Consider the following 13,314-nt stretch of genomic DNA (forward strand, 5'->3'; position numbering starts at 1 on the left):
TCCTCTCCTACCAGCTCCGACACCGCTCCTATGCTTCGGGCCAGACCCGCTCGCCGCCGCCCGGTGCTTCCGTCCAGGCCTGCAGCGATCGCGTCGGCAAGTCGAAATAGTCCCGGGTGCGCGCATACCCGTGGCCGCCCATACGGCCAATGGCATCCAGGCCCAGTTGATCGATGTACAGGGTTTTCGGGTCGATCAGTTCATCGCGGACATGGACCATCAATACTTCGCCAAAGATGATTTCCCGCGACTGCCCGATCGACAGCGCCATCATCCGCCGGCATTCCAGTGCCACTGGGGCTTCGCCGATTCGAGGGCATTTGACCAGGGTGCCGGGGATGGCCGTAAGGCCGGCAGCGGTCAATTCATCGAAGCCAGGGGCGAAGGGCACGGCGCAGACGTTCATTGCTTCGACCAGGGCATCGCTGACGATATTGACGGTGAATTCCTGATTCAACTGGATGTTGCGCGTGGTGTCCTTGGGGCTCTGGTCGCCATAATTTTCCACGCCCAGGGCAAGGATCGGCGGATCGGCGGACAATGCGTTGAAAAAGCTGAAGGGCGCGGCGTTGATGCGGCCCTCGCCATCGATCGTGGTGACCAGGGCAATCGGGCGGGGCACCACACTGCCGATCAGTATCTTGTATTTGTCCCGAGGGCTCATCGTGCTGAAGTCGAAGCTGTGCATGGGCAGTACTCTAAAGTAAGGGGTCTATAGCGCTTAAAGGCGCGGTTGCGCTGTAGTCGTCGGCGAACGCAATGGCCGGTTTGAACAGGGTTTTCCAGTCCGGTTGGCCTGTAGCCCGGTCGGCATGGCTGCGCATCAGTTTTTCGAATTGTCGCTGGGCCTGGCGTTGCAGGGCGGGGTAGTCGATGCCCTGCACCTGGCCGTCCTGCATCACGCAGCGGCCATCGATATAGCTGGCGATGCAATCGTCTCCGCGTCCGGCCAGCACCAGGTTTTTCAAGGGATCGAACAGCGGGCCCAGGTGCAGGCCGCGCAGGTTGAATATGCTGATGTCGGCCTTGGCCCCTGGAGCCAGGCGGCCCAGGTCGTCCCGCCCCAGTGCCTTGGCGCCACCCAGGGTGGCGGCGTTGTAAAGGTCCAGGGTGCTGGTCAGCGAATTGCCGCCCTCCAGCAATCGGGCGATGTTCAAGCCCTGGCGCATGTTTTCCAGCAGGTCAGCCGGCCAGGTGTCGGTGCCCAGTGCGAAGTTGATGCCCAGGGCCCTATAGCGCCCGAACGAGTTCAGCGCCTCGCCGTCACGGGCAAACACCACCGGACAATGGACCAGGCTGGTCCCGCCATTCACCACGCGCTGCAGGTCCTCATCGCCTGAGGTGTAGATGCCGTGTGGCAGGAGGCTGCGCGGGGTGAGCAGGTTCAGTTTTTCCAGCCAGCCCAGCGGTGAACAACCGTGCAGTTGCTCGACCATCGCGACCTCGCCAAGCCCCTGGCAGCAGTGCAGGCGCACTGGCGCTGCAAGTTCGTGGCTTAAGGCGGCGGTACGTTGCAGTAATGCTGGCGTACAGGTCTGGATGCGGTCCGGCAGCAACGCGCCGCGAACCAGCCCGCCGTGGGCACCGTCGAAATCCTGGAAAAATCGTTCAGCCGCCGCCAGCCCGGCCAGCCCCCTGGCCTCATCAAAGTGATGCCCCAGGGTTGCGTCGGCACGCCAGTAGCTCATGCCGCTCATGTAGCAAGGGCCGAGGTAGGTCCGCAGGCCCAGCTCGCCGGCAACCTGGGCGACTGCGGCAAACTCGTCGTAGGTCTCGGCCCACTCGCGGTAGTACATCGAGGTGATCGGCATTGCCGTGGTGATGCCATTGCGGATCAGTTGGGTGAAGGCGTAGCGATATTTGAATACCTCCTCCTCTGGACTGAAACTCTCCCGTGGGCCTCGCGCCAGGTATTGCTCGGACCACATGCGGCCCATCTCGCGTTCGTCGCCGTTGTCCAGGGTCAGTACCGTGGAGTCCAGGTCGCCGAGGGCATCCAGGTCGATGAGCCCAGGGCTGATCAGCGCGTTACCGTAATCGATCCATTGTTCGACCGGGCCCGCGTAACCACGCCCGACAAACAGGATGCGCGAGCCTTCGAACACCACCTCGCCATCACGCCATAGCACGTGTTGCCTGCCGTCGAAGCCGACCACACAAGCAGCTTTGAGGCCGATGATGGTTGCCGGGCGACTCACAGGCGACTGTCCAGCAATCGTCCATCGCAGGCAATCAACTGGCCGTGGCGATAAACTTGGCGCAACGGCCGCGCGACCACTGCTTCGCCCAGCGTCTGCACCGGCATCAACAGGAAGTCCGCCGGGCAACCGAGCTGCAAGCCGTAGTGTTCGATGCCTAAAGCGCGGGCGCCATTGACGGTCGCGGCATCGAACGCTGCGGCCAGTTCATCGTCCTTGTTCAGGTCGAAACGAAAGGCCAGGAGCATCGCCCGTTCCAGCATGTCGCCGTTGCCCATGGGCGACCAGGCATCGCGGATGCCGTCGGAACCCAGACACAGGTTGACCCCGACCTGGCGTAACGCGAGGAACGGTGGCACTGCGCAGTCCGCGGGGGCCGAACTCATCAGCGAAATACCGAGCGCAGCCAGACGCTCGGCCACGGGTTTGACCTGGTTCCAGGGCAACATGCCAAGGCAGTAGGCATGACTGATCATCACCTGTCCCTGGCGTGCGAAACGCTCGGTGTAGTCGGCAATCAGGGTGATCTGCCACAGGCCCAGTTCGCCTTTGTCATGCAGGTGGATGTCCACCCCACGGTCGAATTCGCTGGCGAGTTTGAACACGAAATCGAGCTGTGCGACGGGATCATTGTCGATGCCACAGGGGTCCAGTCCGCCGACGTTTTCCACGCCCAGGGTCATGGCTTCGCGCATCAGGTCGGCGGTGCCCGGGCGGCTGATCAGGCCGGTTTGCGGGAACACCACCAGTTGCAGGTCGATGAGGTCGCGGTAGCGCTCGCGCAGTTGCTGCATGGCCTCTACATGGCTCAGGCCGAACTCAGGGTCGATGTCGACGTGACAGCGCATGGCCAGCGAGCCGCGGGCGATGCAGTTTTCCAGAAGCGCGCCAGCCCGTTGGGCGATTGGCGAGTCGACTTCACGCAGCACACGTCGCTCGTTGGCGATGTAGTCCTTGAGAGTCGGCCCGGCGCTGTTCGGGCGCCAGGGCTGACCCCAGAGGGTTTTGTCGAGATGCACATGGCTTTCCACCAGGCCCGGGGTGAGCAGCTGATGACCGCCGTCGATGTCGGTGGCGCTGAGTGCTGAGTTTGTTGCCGGGCGGCGTTGCTTGAGCAGGCCGTCTTCGATCAGCAGGTCTTCGGCGGGGGCACCGTAGGGGCGCACGTTGCGTAGCCATTGGATCATTACGTATCTCCGGATCTTGTGTGGTCAGAGCTGGCTTCATCGCCAGCAGGCTCACTCCCACAATGGATCCGTGGGGGCCAGGACCCCTGTGGGAGCGAGCCTGCTCGCGATGGCCGCACTCGGTTTAGAGCCAGGCAATCAACCCTTGAGCTTCGCCCAAATCCGGTCCTGCAGCTCCCTCGCCTTGTTGCTGCACTCTTTCTCCGGGCGCAGGCGCGAGGCGAACTCGTCTGGCATGTTGATGGCGTCCATGACCTTCCATTTGGCCTCCAGCAGCTTGTCGCTCTGGATTGCGTTGGCATAGGCAATGGCATTCGATACCGCCGCTGCGTTTTCCGGCTTCATCATCCAGTCGATGAAAATCTTTGCATTGCCGGGATGTGGCGCGCTTTTGGGCACGGCGAAGTTGTCCTGGAACATCGCCAGGCCTTCGCGTGGGTAGACGTACTTGATGGTGTTTTTCTGCAGGGTGGCGCGGGCGGTCGAACCGTTCCAGTTCTGCATCATGATCACTTCACCGGAGGCCATGCGGTCGACGGTGTTGTCGGAGCTGTACATCTTCAGGAACGGCTTTTGCTTTTGCAGCAGTTCCAGAATGCGCTTGGCGTCCTGGGGGTTTTCACTGCACTCGTCGACATTCAGGTAATGGCTGGCGGCGTTGATCACGCTGCTGGAAGTGTCGAGGGCGGCCAGTTGGCCTTGCAGTTCCTTGCGCGGCTCGAAAAACTCTTTCCACGAATCGTCCAGCTTGCCGCCGGGCACCCGGGCGCTGTCATAAGAGAAACCGGTGGTCCCCCACAGATAAGGCGCAGAGAACTTGCGTCCAGGGTCGAACGTCGGGTCGCGAAAGGCCGGTTTCACGTACTGGAAGTTGGGCAGGGCAGCGGCGTCGATCTGCAGCAGCAAATCCTGCTTGATCAGGGTTTGCATGATCGACTGCGAAGGCACGATCACATCGTAAGCAGCGCCCCCGGCCTGCAATTTGGCGAGCAGGGTCTCGTTGCTGTCGTAGCCATCCATGGTGACCTTGATGCCGGTCTCTTTCTCGAATTTGGCCAGCAGGTCGACCGGGTAATAATCGGTCCAGTTGTAGAAGAACAGCTCCTTGGGCTCGGCGGCTTGCGCAGTAAAAACCGTCAGGCAACTGAGTGCCAGACCGGCGACGCCATAACGCAGGGTTTTGATTTTCATGACAGAACGCTCCAGGGTCATTGGTTTTTGCCGCGCTGTCCCAGCCAGAAGGCCAGCACCACCAGCACGATGGAAATCACCAGCATCAGGGTCGAAATCGCATTGATCTCCGGCGTCACCCCGGCCTTGATTGCCGAGAAGATGTAGACCGGCAGGGTGGTGGAACCCGGGCCGGCAACGAAGAAGGTCATGATGAAATCGTCCAGGCTGACGACAAAGGCCAGCACCGAACCCGACAGCACCGCCGGCCACAGCAGCGGCAGGGTGACCCGGCGAAACACCTGCCATGGGTTGGCGTACAGGTCGTTGGCCGCCTCCAGCAGGCTCTTGTCCAGGTCATTGAGTCGGGCGCGGATCGGCAGGTAAGCGAAGGGGATGCAGAAACCAATGTGCGCGACGATCACGGTGAGCAACCCCAGCTTGATGCCCAGGGCCATGAACAGCAGCAGCGTGGCCACCGCAGTGACGATCTCCGGCAGGATCAGGGGCAGGCTGATCCCGCCCTCGACCATCTTCTGCCCATAGAAGGGCCGGTAGGTCGCCAGCGCTGCGAGCAGGGCGATGGCCGTGGCGCAGACCGTGGCGATGCTCGCGACGATGATCGAGTTCAACGCGGCGGTCTGGATTGACGGGTTCGCCAGGATGCGCCCGTACCAGGCGAAGGAAAACTCGGTCCAGACCGTCGCCGAGCGGTTGGCATTGAAGCTGTAGGCGATCAACACCAGGATCGGCAGGTACAGGTAGGCCAGGATCAGCAGGCTGATCTCGCGGGTCAGCGGCAGTTTTTTCAGGTGCAGGGCGATCATAGGGTGGCTCCACGACGCAGGGTCTTGGCCGCATTGCGGCTATAGAGGGCGTACAGCACCAGGGACAGCAGCAGAATCCCCAGTAACAGGAACGACAAAGAGCTGCCCAGCGGCCAGTTGCGTGCGGTGCCGAACTGTTGCTGAATCAGGTTGCCGATCATCAGCGTCTTGCCCCCGCCGAGAATCGCCGGGGTGATGAAGGCGCCCAGGCTCGGCACGAACACCAGCAGCGCGCCGGCGATCACCCCCGGCATCGAAAGCGGCAGGATGATTCGCTTCAGCGCGTGCCAGCGATTGGCGCCGAGGTCGTAGGCGGCTTCTACCAGGCGCCAGTCAAGTTTCTCCAGGGTCGAGTAGATCGGCAGGATCATGAAGGGCAGGAAGCTGTAGACCAGCCCGACGCTAACCGCGAAGTCGTTGTACAGCAGGGTGATGCCACCGGCCTGGGGGAACAGTGCGTTGAGACTTTGCGCGACCCAGCCGTGTTCGCGCAGGATGATCAGCCAGGCGTAGTTGCGGATCAGCAGGTTGGTCCAGAACGGGATGGTGATCAGCAGCACCATGAGGTTGCGCCGGCCCGGGGTCAGGCTGGACATCCACAGCGCCACCGGGAAGCCGAACAGGAAACACAGCAGCGTGGTGCCTGCGGCCTGGAACACCGAGCGCAACAGTGCATGGGCGTACACCCAGTTGAGCTCCAGTTCACCGTCGAAACCTTCCTGGAAAAACAACTGCACATAGCTTTGCAATTGCCAGTCGGCCTGCCAGTCGACTCCGCCGTAGACGTTGCGCGGCAGCAGGCTGATGTAGCCCATGATGCCCAGGGGAATGGCGATCAGGGTGAGCAGGGTAAGGACCACCGGGCTGAGCAACAGCGCACGGCTCAAGGCGGGGGAAGAACTGCTGACGCTCATCTCAGGCCTCCATCAACAGGCAGGCGTGGGGTGGCAGGTTGACGGCGACCCGGTCTCCTACGGCCCGGCCGCGGTTAAGGCCTTCGTTGTTCTCACGCAACATGACCTTGATTTCATTGTTCAGCCGGCACTGATAAAGCGTGGCCGTGCCCACGTACAGAACAGCCTCGATTACGCCCCGCAGGTGATGCGGTTGCATGGGGTCGACCAGTTGCGAACGTTCCGGACGAAACGCCAACTGCACGTTGGCACTGTCCAGGCCGTGGTCCTGGCAAGGGATTTCCACCGGCATGCCGTTCGGAACGAAGAGGTTTTCATTGTGCTGGCCGCGCTTGAGGTGCCCGGGAAGGAAATTGATGTCGCCGATGAACTGGGCGACGAACTGGTGTTGTGGGCGTTCGTAGATGTCGTTGGGGCTGCCGATTTGCAGGATTTTGCCCGCCGACATCACGGCGATGCGATCAGACAGGGTCAGGGCTTCTTCCTGGTCGTGGGTGACGAAAATAAAGGTAATGCCGGCTTCTTTCTGCACTCGCTTGAGTTCAACCTGCATTTCCTTGCGCAACTTGAGATCCAGGGCCGACAGCGGCTCGTCCAGCAACAGCACCTTGGGCTTGGGGGCCAGCGCCCGGGCCAGCGCCACTCGCTGCTGTTGCCCGCCGGACAATTCGGCGGGTTTACGCAGGGACAGATGCTGCATCTGCACCAGCGCGAGCATTTCTTCCACCCTCCGGGCCGTCTGCTTGCGATCAAGACCCTGCATCTCGAGGCCGAAGGCGATATTCTGCGCGACAGTCATGTGTGGAAACAGCGCATAGCTCTGAAACACCGTGTTGACCCGGCGCTTGAAGGGCGGCAGGTCATTGACCGGTTCACCCCCGAGGCGGATCTGGCCATCACTGACATGCTCAAAGCCGGCGATGGTGCGCAGCAGGGTGGTTTTGCCGCAGCCGGAAGGGCCGAGCAAGGTAAAGAATTCGTTGTCGGCGATGTCGACCGATACGTTGTCCAGGGCTGGGGCCAACCCGGGATCGTCGGAATACCGCTTGGAAACGTTACGCACTTCGATAGCGATTGGTTGACCCATAATGGTGCAATCCTCTAATTATTGTATGCAATATCTGGATGCAATCTACAAATAACCGGATTAATCTGCCGGTGCAACCCCCTTTTTTCATTGGCCATTCTTTGCCAGAGGGCTGTTGTCCGGCACAAAGGAGTATTCAGATGAGCGAAAAGAAACTTGAGACAACCGTGGACCGCGTCTACCAAGGGGTTTACGAAGCGATCAGCAAGCGTTCGTTACGTCCGGGGATGAAGCTTGGCGAGGCGTCACTGGCCGAGCTTTTTAATGTCAGCCGCACGTCGGTGCGTGCGGCGCTCAAGCAGTTGGAAGCCGACGGGCTGGTGACGACAGAGCCCAATAAAGGTGCATCGGTGTCTTTGCCCAGTGATGAAGAGATTCGTTCGCTGTTTGAAACCCGCCGCCTGATCGAGATCGGCATCGTCAGTGAGCTGTGTCGCCGGCGTGATTCGGCAGTTGCCCAGGACCTGCGCGAGCACCTGCTGCTGGAAGATGAAGCGCACCGCAACGGCGACCACGAGCGGTTGATTCATCTGCTTGGGGAGTTCCACATCAAGCTGGCGCGCAGCCTGAACAACCCGGTGCTGCTCGACTGGTTCCAGAAGCTGATATCCCGGGCCTCGCTGTACGCGGCGGCGCTGGACGACGACAGCCACGAGGCCTGCCGCGATGACGAACACCTGCGGCTGATCGAGTACATCGAGGCGGGGAACCAGAGCGCGGCGATCGAGTTGACCTGCATGCATCTAAACGGCATCGAAAAGGCCATCCTCGACGTCGCCGCCACGCTGAAAACTGGCTACCATCCCCTTAAGCATCTGATTGAAGTGTGATGATGTGGACATTCAGGTAGGAGCTGCCGCAGGCTGCGATCTTTTGATCTTGTTTTGCTAGAGCCAGGATCAAAAGATCGCAGCCTCGTTTCTCTCGACAGCGCCTGCGCGTGCTTCAAACCGCTACGATGTGCATGTACGCAATGAAACCATTGGCGCCGCGTGCGCTCGAAGCAGACAGGTGTCATTTCAGGGACTAAAGAGTCAGTCGATGCAGTTTCTAGACGCAAGCCACGGGTGTGCCGGCTGGAACGGTGAGATGGCCGGACGCATTCGTGCATTCGACTGGAGCCTGACCGAGCTTGGGCCTGTCCAGAATTGGCAGAAAAGCCTGTGCAGCACCGTGCAGTTAATGCTTGCGTCGCCCTTGCCGATGGTCATGCTCTGGGGCCGGGCCGGGTACATGATCTACAACGACGCCTACTCGGCATTCGCTGGCGGCCGCCATCCTTACCTGCTGGGCTCTCCGGTGGAACTGGGTTGGCCGGAAGTCGCCGAATTCAACCGGCATGTGGTGGACACGTGCCTGGGCGGCGGCACCTTGTCCTATCACAACAAGGAACTGGTGCTGTTACGCAACGGGGTCCCCGAAGATGTCTGGCTCGATCTCTATTACAGCCCGGTGGCCAATGACGAGGGTCGGCCCGCAGGCGTCATGGCGATGGTGGTCGATACCACCGACCATGTCATTTCCGAGCGCCGGCGCCGGGCGGCTGAAGATGCCTATCGCGCCGATAACGAGCGGGTCCGCCTGGCACTCAATGCCGGGGCCTTGCTGGGCTCCTTCGTCTGGGACCTCAAGGCCGACATTCTTTCCGGCGACGAACGATTCGCCCGCACATTCTCCTTTCCGCCAGGCTGCGACCTGTCCAACCTGCCCAGTGCCGTCGCTGAATCGCGGATTCACCCCGAGGACGTGGGCTGGGTCCGTGAGCAGGTTAACCAGGCGCAGAAAACCGGTGAACCCTTTAACGCCGAATACCGCGTGTTGCGCCCCGATGGCAGTCATCTGTGGGTCTTGGCCAGCGGTTGCTGCGAGTTCGATGAACACGGCGAACCGTTGCGCTTCCCCGGGGTGTTGATCGACATTCATGTGCGCAAGACGGCTGAAGAGTCACTGCTGAAATTCACCCGCAACCTGGAGCAACGCGTCGCCGAAGAGGTCAGCGCGCGGCTGCAGGCCGAGGAGCAACTGCGTCAGTCGCAGAAGCTCGAAGCCATCGGCGGCCTCACGGGTGGCGTAGCTCACGACTTCAATAACCTGCTGCAGGTGATCGCCGGTAACCTGCACCTGCTGGCGCGGCATGAGCCGGACAACGCCAATGTGCAACGTCGGGTCAAGGCCTCGATTGCAGCGGTCGAGCGCGGGGCCAAGCTGTCCTCGCAACTGCTCGCGTTTGCCCGGCGCCAGCCTTTGTCCCCGGCGGTCTACGACCCTCGGCAAATCTTCGAAGGCCTGGCCGAGTTGCTGCAGCGAGCGCTGGGCGAAACCCTGCAGATCGATGTGCGGGTCCCGCAAGAGTCCTGGCATCTCAACGTCGACCGTAACCAGCTGGAAAATGCCATCCTCAACCTGGCAATCAACGCCCGGGACGCCATGCGGGGCGAGGGAACGGTGATACTCAGCGCAGAAAATGTTGCACTGGACCGCCAGTTCTGTGCCGGCAAGGGCATTGTCGCCGGCGATTATGTGCGGGTTGCGGTGGTTGACACGGGTGTTGGCATGCCACCCCAGGTGCTGGCGCAGGCGTTTGAACCCTTTTTCACCACCAAGGCCGATGGCCAGGGCACCGGGTTGGGCCTGAGCATGGTGTTCGGCTTCGTCAAGCAAAGCGGCGGGCATATCGAGATGTCCAGCTTTGAAGGCCAGGGCACTCGGGTCGAGCTGTATTTTCCGCGGTGCCTGCGCGGGCTGTCTGTTGAATCAGCGGTGCACGACGCGCAGCATCCAGGTGGCCACGAAACTGTCCTGGTGGTGGAGGATAACGAGGCGGTGCGCGCCGCGGCCGTGGAGCTGCTGCACGAGGAGGGTTACAAGGTGCTGATCGCTGCCAACGGGGACATCGCCATGCAGATGTTGCTGGAAGGCGTAGCGGTGGATCTGATTTTCACTGACGTGGTCATGCCCGGGCTGATCAAGAGCTCGGACCTGGCCGCCTGGGCCAAGGTGCAGAAACCGCCGGTTGCTGTGCTGTTCACGTCGGGGCATACCCGCGACATTATTACGCGCAATCACCAGCTCAGTCCCGATACCCATCTGCTGAGCAAGCCTTATGGGCCGGAAGCGCTGACGCGCATGGTTCGTAATGTCCTGAGCGGTTGATCTGGTAAACCTGAGATTAAGCATCCTCAATCGAATCAAGGCAGCCTATGAATTCCGATCCAACCTCCGGCATGGTCAGGGTGCGCGGTGCCCGGGAACACAATCTCAAGAATGTGGATGTCGATATACCCCGCAATGCCCTGGTGGTATTCACCGGAGTCTCCGGCTCGGGTAAGTCATCCCTGGCGTTTTCTACGCTCTATGCCGAAGCGCAACGGCGTTATTTCGAGTCCGTGGCGCCCTATGCCCGGCGCCTGATCGATCAGGTTGGGGTGCCTGACGTCGACTCCATCGATGGCCTGCCGCCTGCCGTGGCCTTGCAGCAACAGCGCGGCACGCCGAGCACGCGCTCGTCGGTGGGCAGTGTGACCACCTTGTCGAGCCTGATCCGCATGCTCTATTCCCGGGCCGGCAGCTACCCGCCCGGACAACCCATGCTGTATGCCGAGGATTTCTCGCCGAACACACCACAGGGGGCCTGCCCGGAATGTCATGGCCTGGGGCGTGTCTATGAAGTCACCGAAGCGCTGATGGTTCCGGACCCAAGTTTGACCATCCGCCAACGCGCAGTCGCTTCCTGGCCTATGGCCTGGCAGGGGCAAAACCTGCGCGACATCCTGGTCACGCTCGGGTATGACGTCGACAAGCCCTGGCGCGAGCTGCCGAAAAAACAGCGTGACTGGATCCTCTTCACCGAGGAAACCCCCACGGTACCTGTGTACGCCGGGCTCACCCCCGAAGAAACCAGGGTCGCCCTCAAGCGCAAGATGGAGCCGAGTTACCAGGGTACGTTCACCGGCGCACGACGCTACATCCTGCATACCTTCACCCATTCGCAAAGCGCGTTGATGAAGAAGCGGGTTGCCCAGTTCATGCTCGGCAGTCCATGCCCCGTGTGCGACGGCAAACGCCTCAAGCGCGAAGCGTTGTCGGTGAAGTTCGCCGGTTATGATATCGGCGAGTTGTCGCAGATGCCCTTGCTGCAGTTTGCCGAGGTGTTGAAACCGGTGGCGGCGCAGAGCTATCTGGACCAGGCCGAAGAAGCGGGTGATGTCTTCACGCCAAGCCAGACCCTGGAAGCCCGGGCCCAGCGCGTCGCCCACGGAGCCAGTGCGCATGCCAATGCGCCGGATGTGCGGCATACGCCCAACCTGTCAGTGGAAAAGCGCCTGGCGGCCCAGCGTATCGCTCAGGATTTGCTGGAGCGGGTCAGCACCCTGACTGACCTGGGCCTGGGCTACCTGGCACTGGAGCGAAGCACGCCGACCCTGTCGTCCGGCGAGTTGCAACGCCTGCGCCTGGCGACCCAACTGGGTTCGCAACTGTTCGGCGTGATCTACGTGCTCGACGAACCCTCGGCGGGCCTGCACCCGGCAGATGGCGAGGCGCTGTTCGATGCCTTGCAACGGCTGAAGGCCTGCGGCAATACCTTGTTTGTGGTCGAGCACGACCTGGAAACCATGCGCCGTGCCGATTGGCTGATCGACGTCGGCCCGGCGGCCGGTGAACATGGCGGGCGGATCTTGTACAGCGGGCCACCGGCCGGCCTGGAGCAGGTCAATGAATCGCAAACCCGCGACTACCTGTTCGCCGAGGCAGCGAGCCAGGCGCGCACCTGCCGCAAGCCAGCCGACTGGCTGCGACTGGAGGGGATCACCCGCAACAACCTGGACAACCTCAGTGTGGAGTTTCCACTGGGCTGTTTCACTTCGGTTACCGGTGTTTCGGGGTCGGGGAAATCGAGCCTGGTCAGCCAGGCGTTGCTGGAACTGGTGGGCGCGCACTTGGGACGCCCGGTGGCTGAGAGTGATGCCGAGGAGCCGAGCCTGGAGGACGATGCGCCCCAGGTCAGCGGCGGTCAGGTGACTGCGGGCCTGACGTCGATCAAGCGTCTGGTGCAGGTCGACCAGAAACCGATTGGCCGTACGCCGCGCTCGAACCTGGCGACCTATACGGGCCTGTTCGACAGCGTGCGCAAGCTGTATGCCGGCACTGATCAGGCGCGGGCGCAAGGCTACGATGCCGGGCAGTTCTCTTTCAATGTCGCCAAGGGCCGCTGCCCCACCTGTGAAGGCGAAGGTTTTGTCAGCGTCGAGTTGCTGTTCATGCCCAGCGTGTATGCGCCATGCCCAACCTGCCATGGTGCGCGCTACAACCCCCAGACCCTGGCTATCACCTGGCAAGGCTTGAGCATCGCCCAGGTGCTGCAGCTGACCGTGGATGAAGCGGTGTCGGTTTTTGCCGGGCAAGCTGGCATCCGCCGTTCACTGGAGGTGTTGCGTGACATTGGCCTGGGGTATTTGCGCCTCGGCCAGCCAGCCACCGAGCTGTCGGGCGGCGAAGCCCAGCGCATCAAACTGGCTACTGAACTGCAGCGCAACCAGCGCGGCGCCACCCTGTACGTGCTCGACGAACCGACCACCGGGTTGCACCCGCGGGATGTCGATCGGCTGATGGAACAGCTCAACACCCTGGTGTCAGGGGGGCATACGGTCATAGTGGTCGAGCACGAGATGCGCGTGGTGGCGCAGAGTGACTGGGTGATTGATATCGGGCCCGGGGCAGGGGATCAGGGCGGTAAAATTGTGGTGGCGGGGGTGCCGCTGAAAGTTGCCAAAAGCAGGAAGAGCAAGACTGCACCGTTTTTGGCCAGGACGCTCAACCTGTAGAAGCAAGACCGGAATGCGCAAGATCTGTAAGAACAAGACCTATGTAAGCAAGCCCATGAGAGCAAGATTCTGTGGGAGCAAGGCTTGCCCGCGATGAACGATAACAAGG

General features: G+C 61.6%; 10 protein-coding genes. 3 read left to right on the plus strand and 7 right to left on the minus strand.

Annotation, left to right across the window (positions count from 1 at the left end; genetic code table 11):
• Positions 1 to 28 precede the first annotated feature (28 nt).
• The 7 genes from AAEZ09_RS18255 to AAEZ09_RS18285 all read right to left on the minus strand — a co-directional run bounded on the left by AAEZ09_RS18255 (position 29) and on the right by AAEZ09_RS18285 (position 7,383).
• Entirely contained in the window at positions 29 to 688 is a 660-nt protein-coding gene (locus AAEZ09_RS18255; protein WP_045057608.1) for a flavin reductase family protein, read from the minus strand.
• A 10-nt stretch (positions 689 to 698) separates the two neighbouring features.
• The gene (locus AAEZ09_RS18260; protein WP_350600255.1) at positions 699 to 2,198 is read right to left on the minus strand and encodes an amidohydrolase family protein; all 1,500 of its coding nucleotides are present in this window, start codon (positions 2,196 to 2,198) and stop codon (positions 699 to 701) included.
• A complete protein-coding gene (locus AAEZ09_RS18265; protein WP_045057607.1) occupies positions 2,195 to 3,385 on the minus strand; it encodes an amidohydrolase family protein in 1,191 nt (396 codons plus the stop codon). Before AAEZ09_RS18265 ends, AAEZ09_RS18260 begins: the two co-directional genes overlap by 4 nt.
• A 138-nt stretch (positions 3,386 to 3,523) precedes the next feature.
• Positions 3,524 to 4,576 (minus strand): extracellular solute-binding protein, encoded by a 1,053-nt coding sequence (locus tag AAEZ09_RS18270; RefSeq protein WP_045057606.1) that lies wholly within the window; start codon positions 4,574 to 4,576, stop codon positions 3,524 to 3,526.
• A 17-nt stretch (positions 4,577 to 4,593) separates the two neighbouring features.
• Complete coding sequence (locus tag AAEZ09_RS18275) at positions 4,594 to 5,382, minus strand: ABC transporter permease (protein WP_350600257.1); 789 nt, start codon at positions 5,380 to 5,382, stop codon at positions 4,594 to 4,596.
• Complete coding sequence (locus AAEZ09_RS18280; protein WP_205892863.1) at positions 5,379 to 6,296, minus strand: ABC transporter permease; 918 nt, start codon at positions 6,294 to 6,296, stop codon at positions 5,379 to 5,381. Before AAEZ09_RS18280 ends, AAEZ09_RS18275 begins: the two co-directional genes overlap by 4 nt.
• A 1-nt stretch (position 6,297) precedes the next feature.
• Entirely contained in the window at positions 6,298 to 7,383 is a 1,086-nt protein-coding gene (locus AAEZ09_RS18285) for an ABC transporter ATP-binding protein (RefSeq protein WP_045057603.1), read from the minus strand.
• 140 nt (positions 7,384 to 7,523) lie between these two features.
• Here AAEZ09_RS18285 and AAEZ09_RS18290 point away from each other — a divergent pair, with 140 nt between their 5' ends.
• The 3 genes from AAEZ09_RS18290 to AAEZ09_RS18300 all read left to right on the plus strand — a co-directional run bounded on the left by AAEZ09_RS18290 (position 7,524) and on the right by AAEZ09_RS18300 (position 13,205).
• Positions 7,524 to 8,213: a GntR family transcriptional regulator gene (locus AAEZ09_RS18290; RefSeq protein ID WP_045057602.1), complete on the plus strand. Its 690-nt coding sequence runs from the start codon at positions 7,524 to 7,526 to the stop codon at positions 8,211 to 8,213.
• A 211-nt stretch (positions 8,214 to 8,424) separates the two neighbouring features.
• Entirely contained in the window at positions 8,425 to 10,536 is a 2,112-nt protein-coding gene (locus tag AAEZ09_RS18295) for a hybrid sensor histidine kinase/response regulator (RefSeq protein WP_350600259.1), read from the plus strand.
• Between the two features lie 47 nt (positions 10,537 to 10,583).
• On the plus strand, positions 10,584 to 13,205 hold the full coding sequence (locus AAEZ09_RS18300) for an excinuclease ABC subunit UvrA (RefSeq protein ID WP_350600260.1): 2,622 nt from the start codon (positions 10,584 to 10,586) through the stop codon (positions 13,203 to 13,205).
• The last annotated feature ends 109 nt before the right edge of the window (positions 13,206 to 13,314 follow it).

This window comes from Pseudomonas sp. 65/3-MNA-CIBAN-0223 (genome assembly GCF_040310425.1).
Classification (GTDB): Bacteria; Pseudomonadota; Gammaproteobacteria; order Pseudomonadales; family Pseudomonadaceae; genus Aquipseudomonas; species Aquipseudomonas gregormendelii.

Excerpts from the sequence above, each read along its gene's own strand:
- AAEZ09_RS18270 (WP_045057606.1), bottom strand. The coding sequence starts at position 4,576 with ATGAAAATCAAAACCCTGCGTTATGGCGTCGCCGGTCTGGCACTCAGT.
- AAEZ09_RS18275 (WP_350600257.1), bottom strand. The coding sequence starts at position 5,382 with ATGATCGCCCTGCACCTGAAAAAACTGCCGCTGACCCGCGAGATCAGC.
- AAEZ09_RS18255 (WP_045057608.1), bottom strand. The coding sequence starts at position 688 with ATGCACAGCTTCGACTTCAGCACGATGAGCCCTCGGGACAAATACAAG.
- AAEZ09_RS18265 (WP_045057607.1), bottom strand. The coding sequence starts at position 3,385 with ATGATCCAATGGCTACGCAACGTGCGCCCCTACGGTGCCCCCGCCGAA.
- AAEZ09_RS18285 (WP_045057603.1), bottom strand. The coding sequence starts at position 7,383 with ATGGGTCAACCAATCGCTATCGAAGTGCGTAACGTTTCCAAGCGGTAT.
- AAEZ09_RS18280 (WP_205892863.1), bottom strand. The coding sequence starts at position 6,296 with ATGAGCGTCAGCAGTTCTTCCCCCGCCTTGAGCCGTGCGCTGTTGCTC.
- AAEZ09_RS18295 (WP_350600259.1), top strand. The coding sequence starts at position 8,425 with ATGCAGTTTCTAGACGCAAGCCACGGGTGTGCCGGCTGGAACGGTGAG.
- AAEZ09_RS18290 (WP_045057602.1), top strand. The coding sequence starts at position 7,524 with ATGAGCGAAAAGAAACTTGAGACAACCGTGGACCGCGTCTACCAAGGG.
- AAEZ09_RS18300 (WP_350600260.1), top strand. The coding sequence starts at position 10,584 with ATGAATTCCGATCCAACCTCCGGCATGGTCAGGGTGCGCGGTGCCCGG.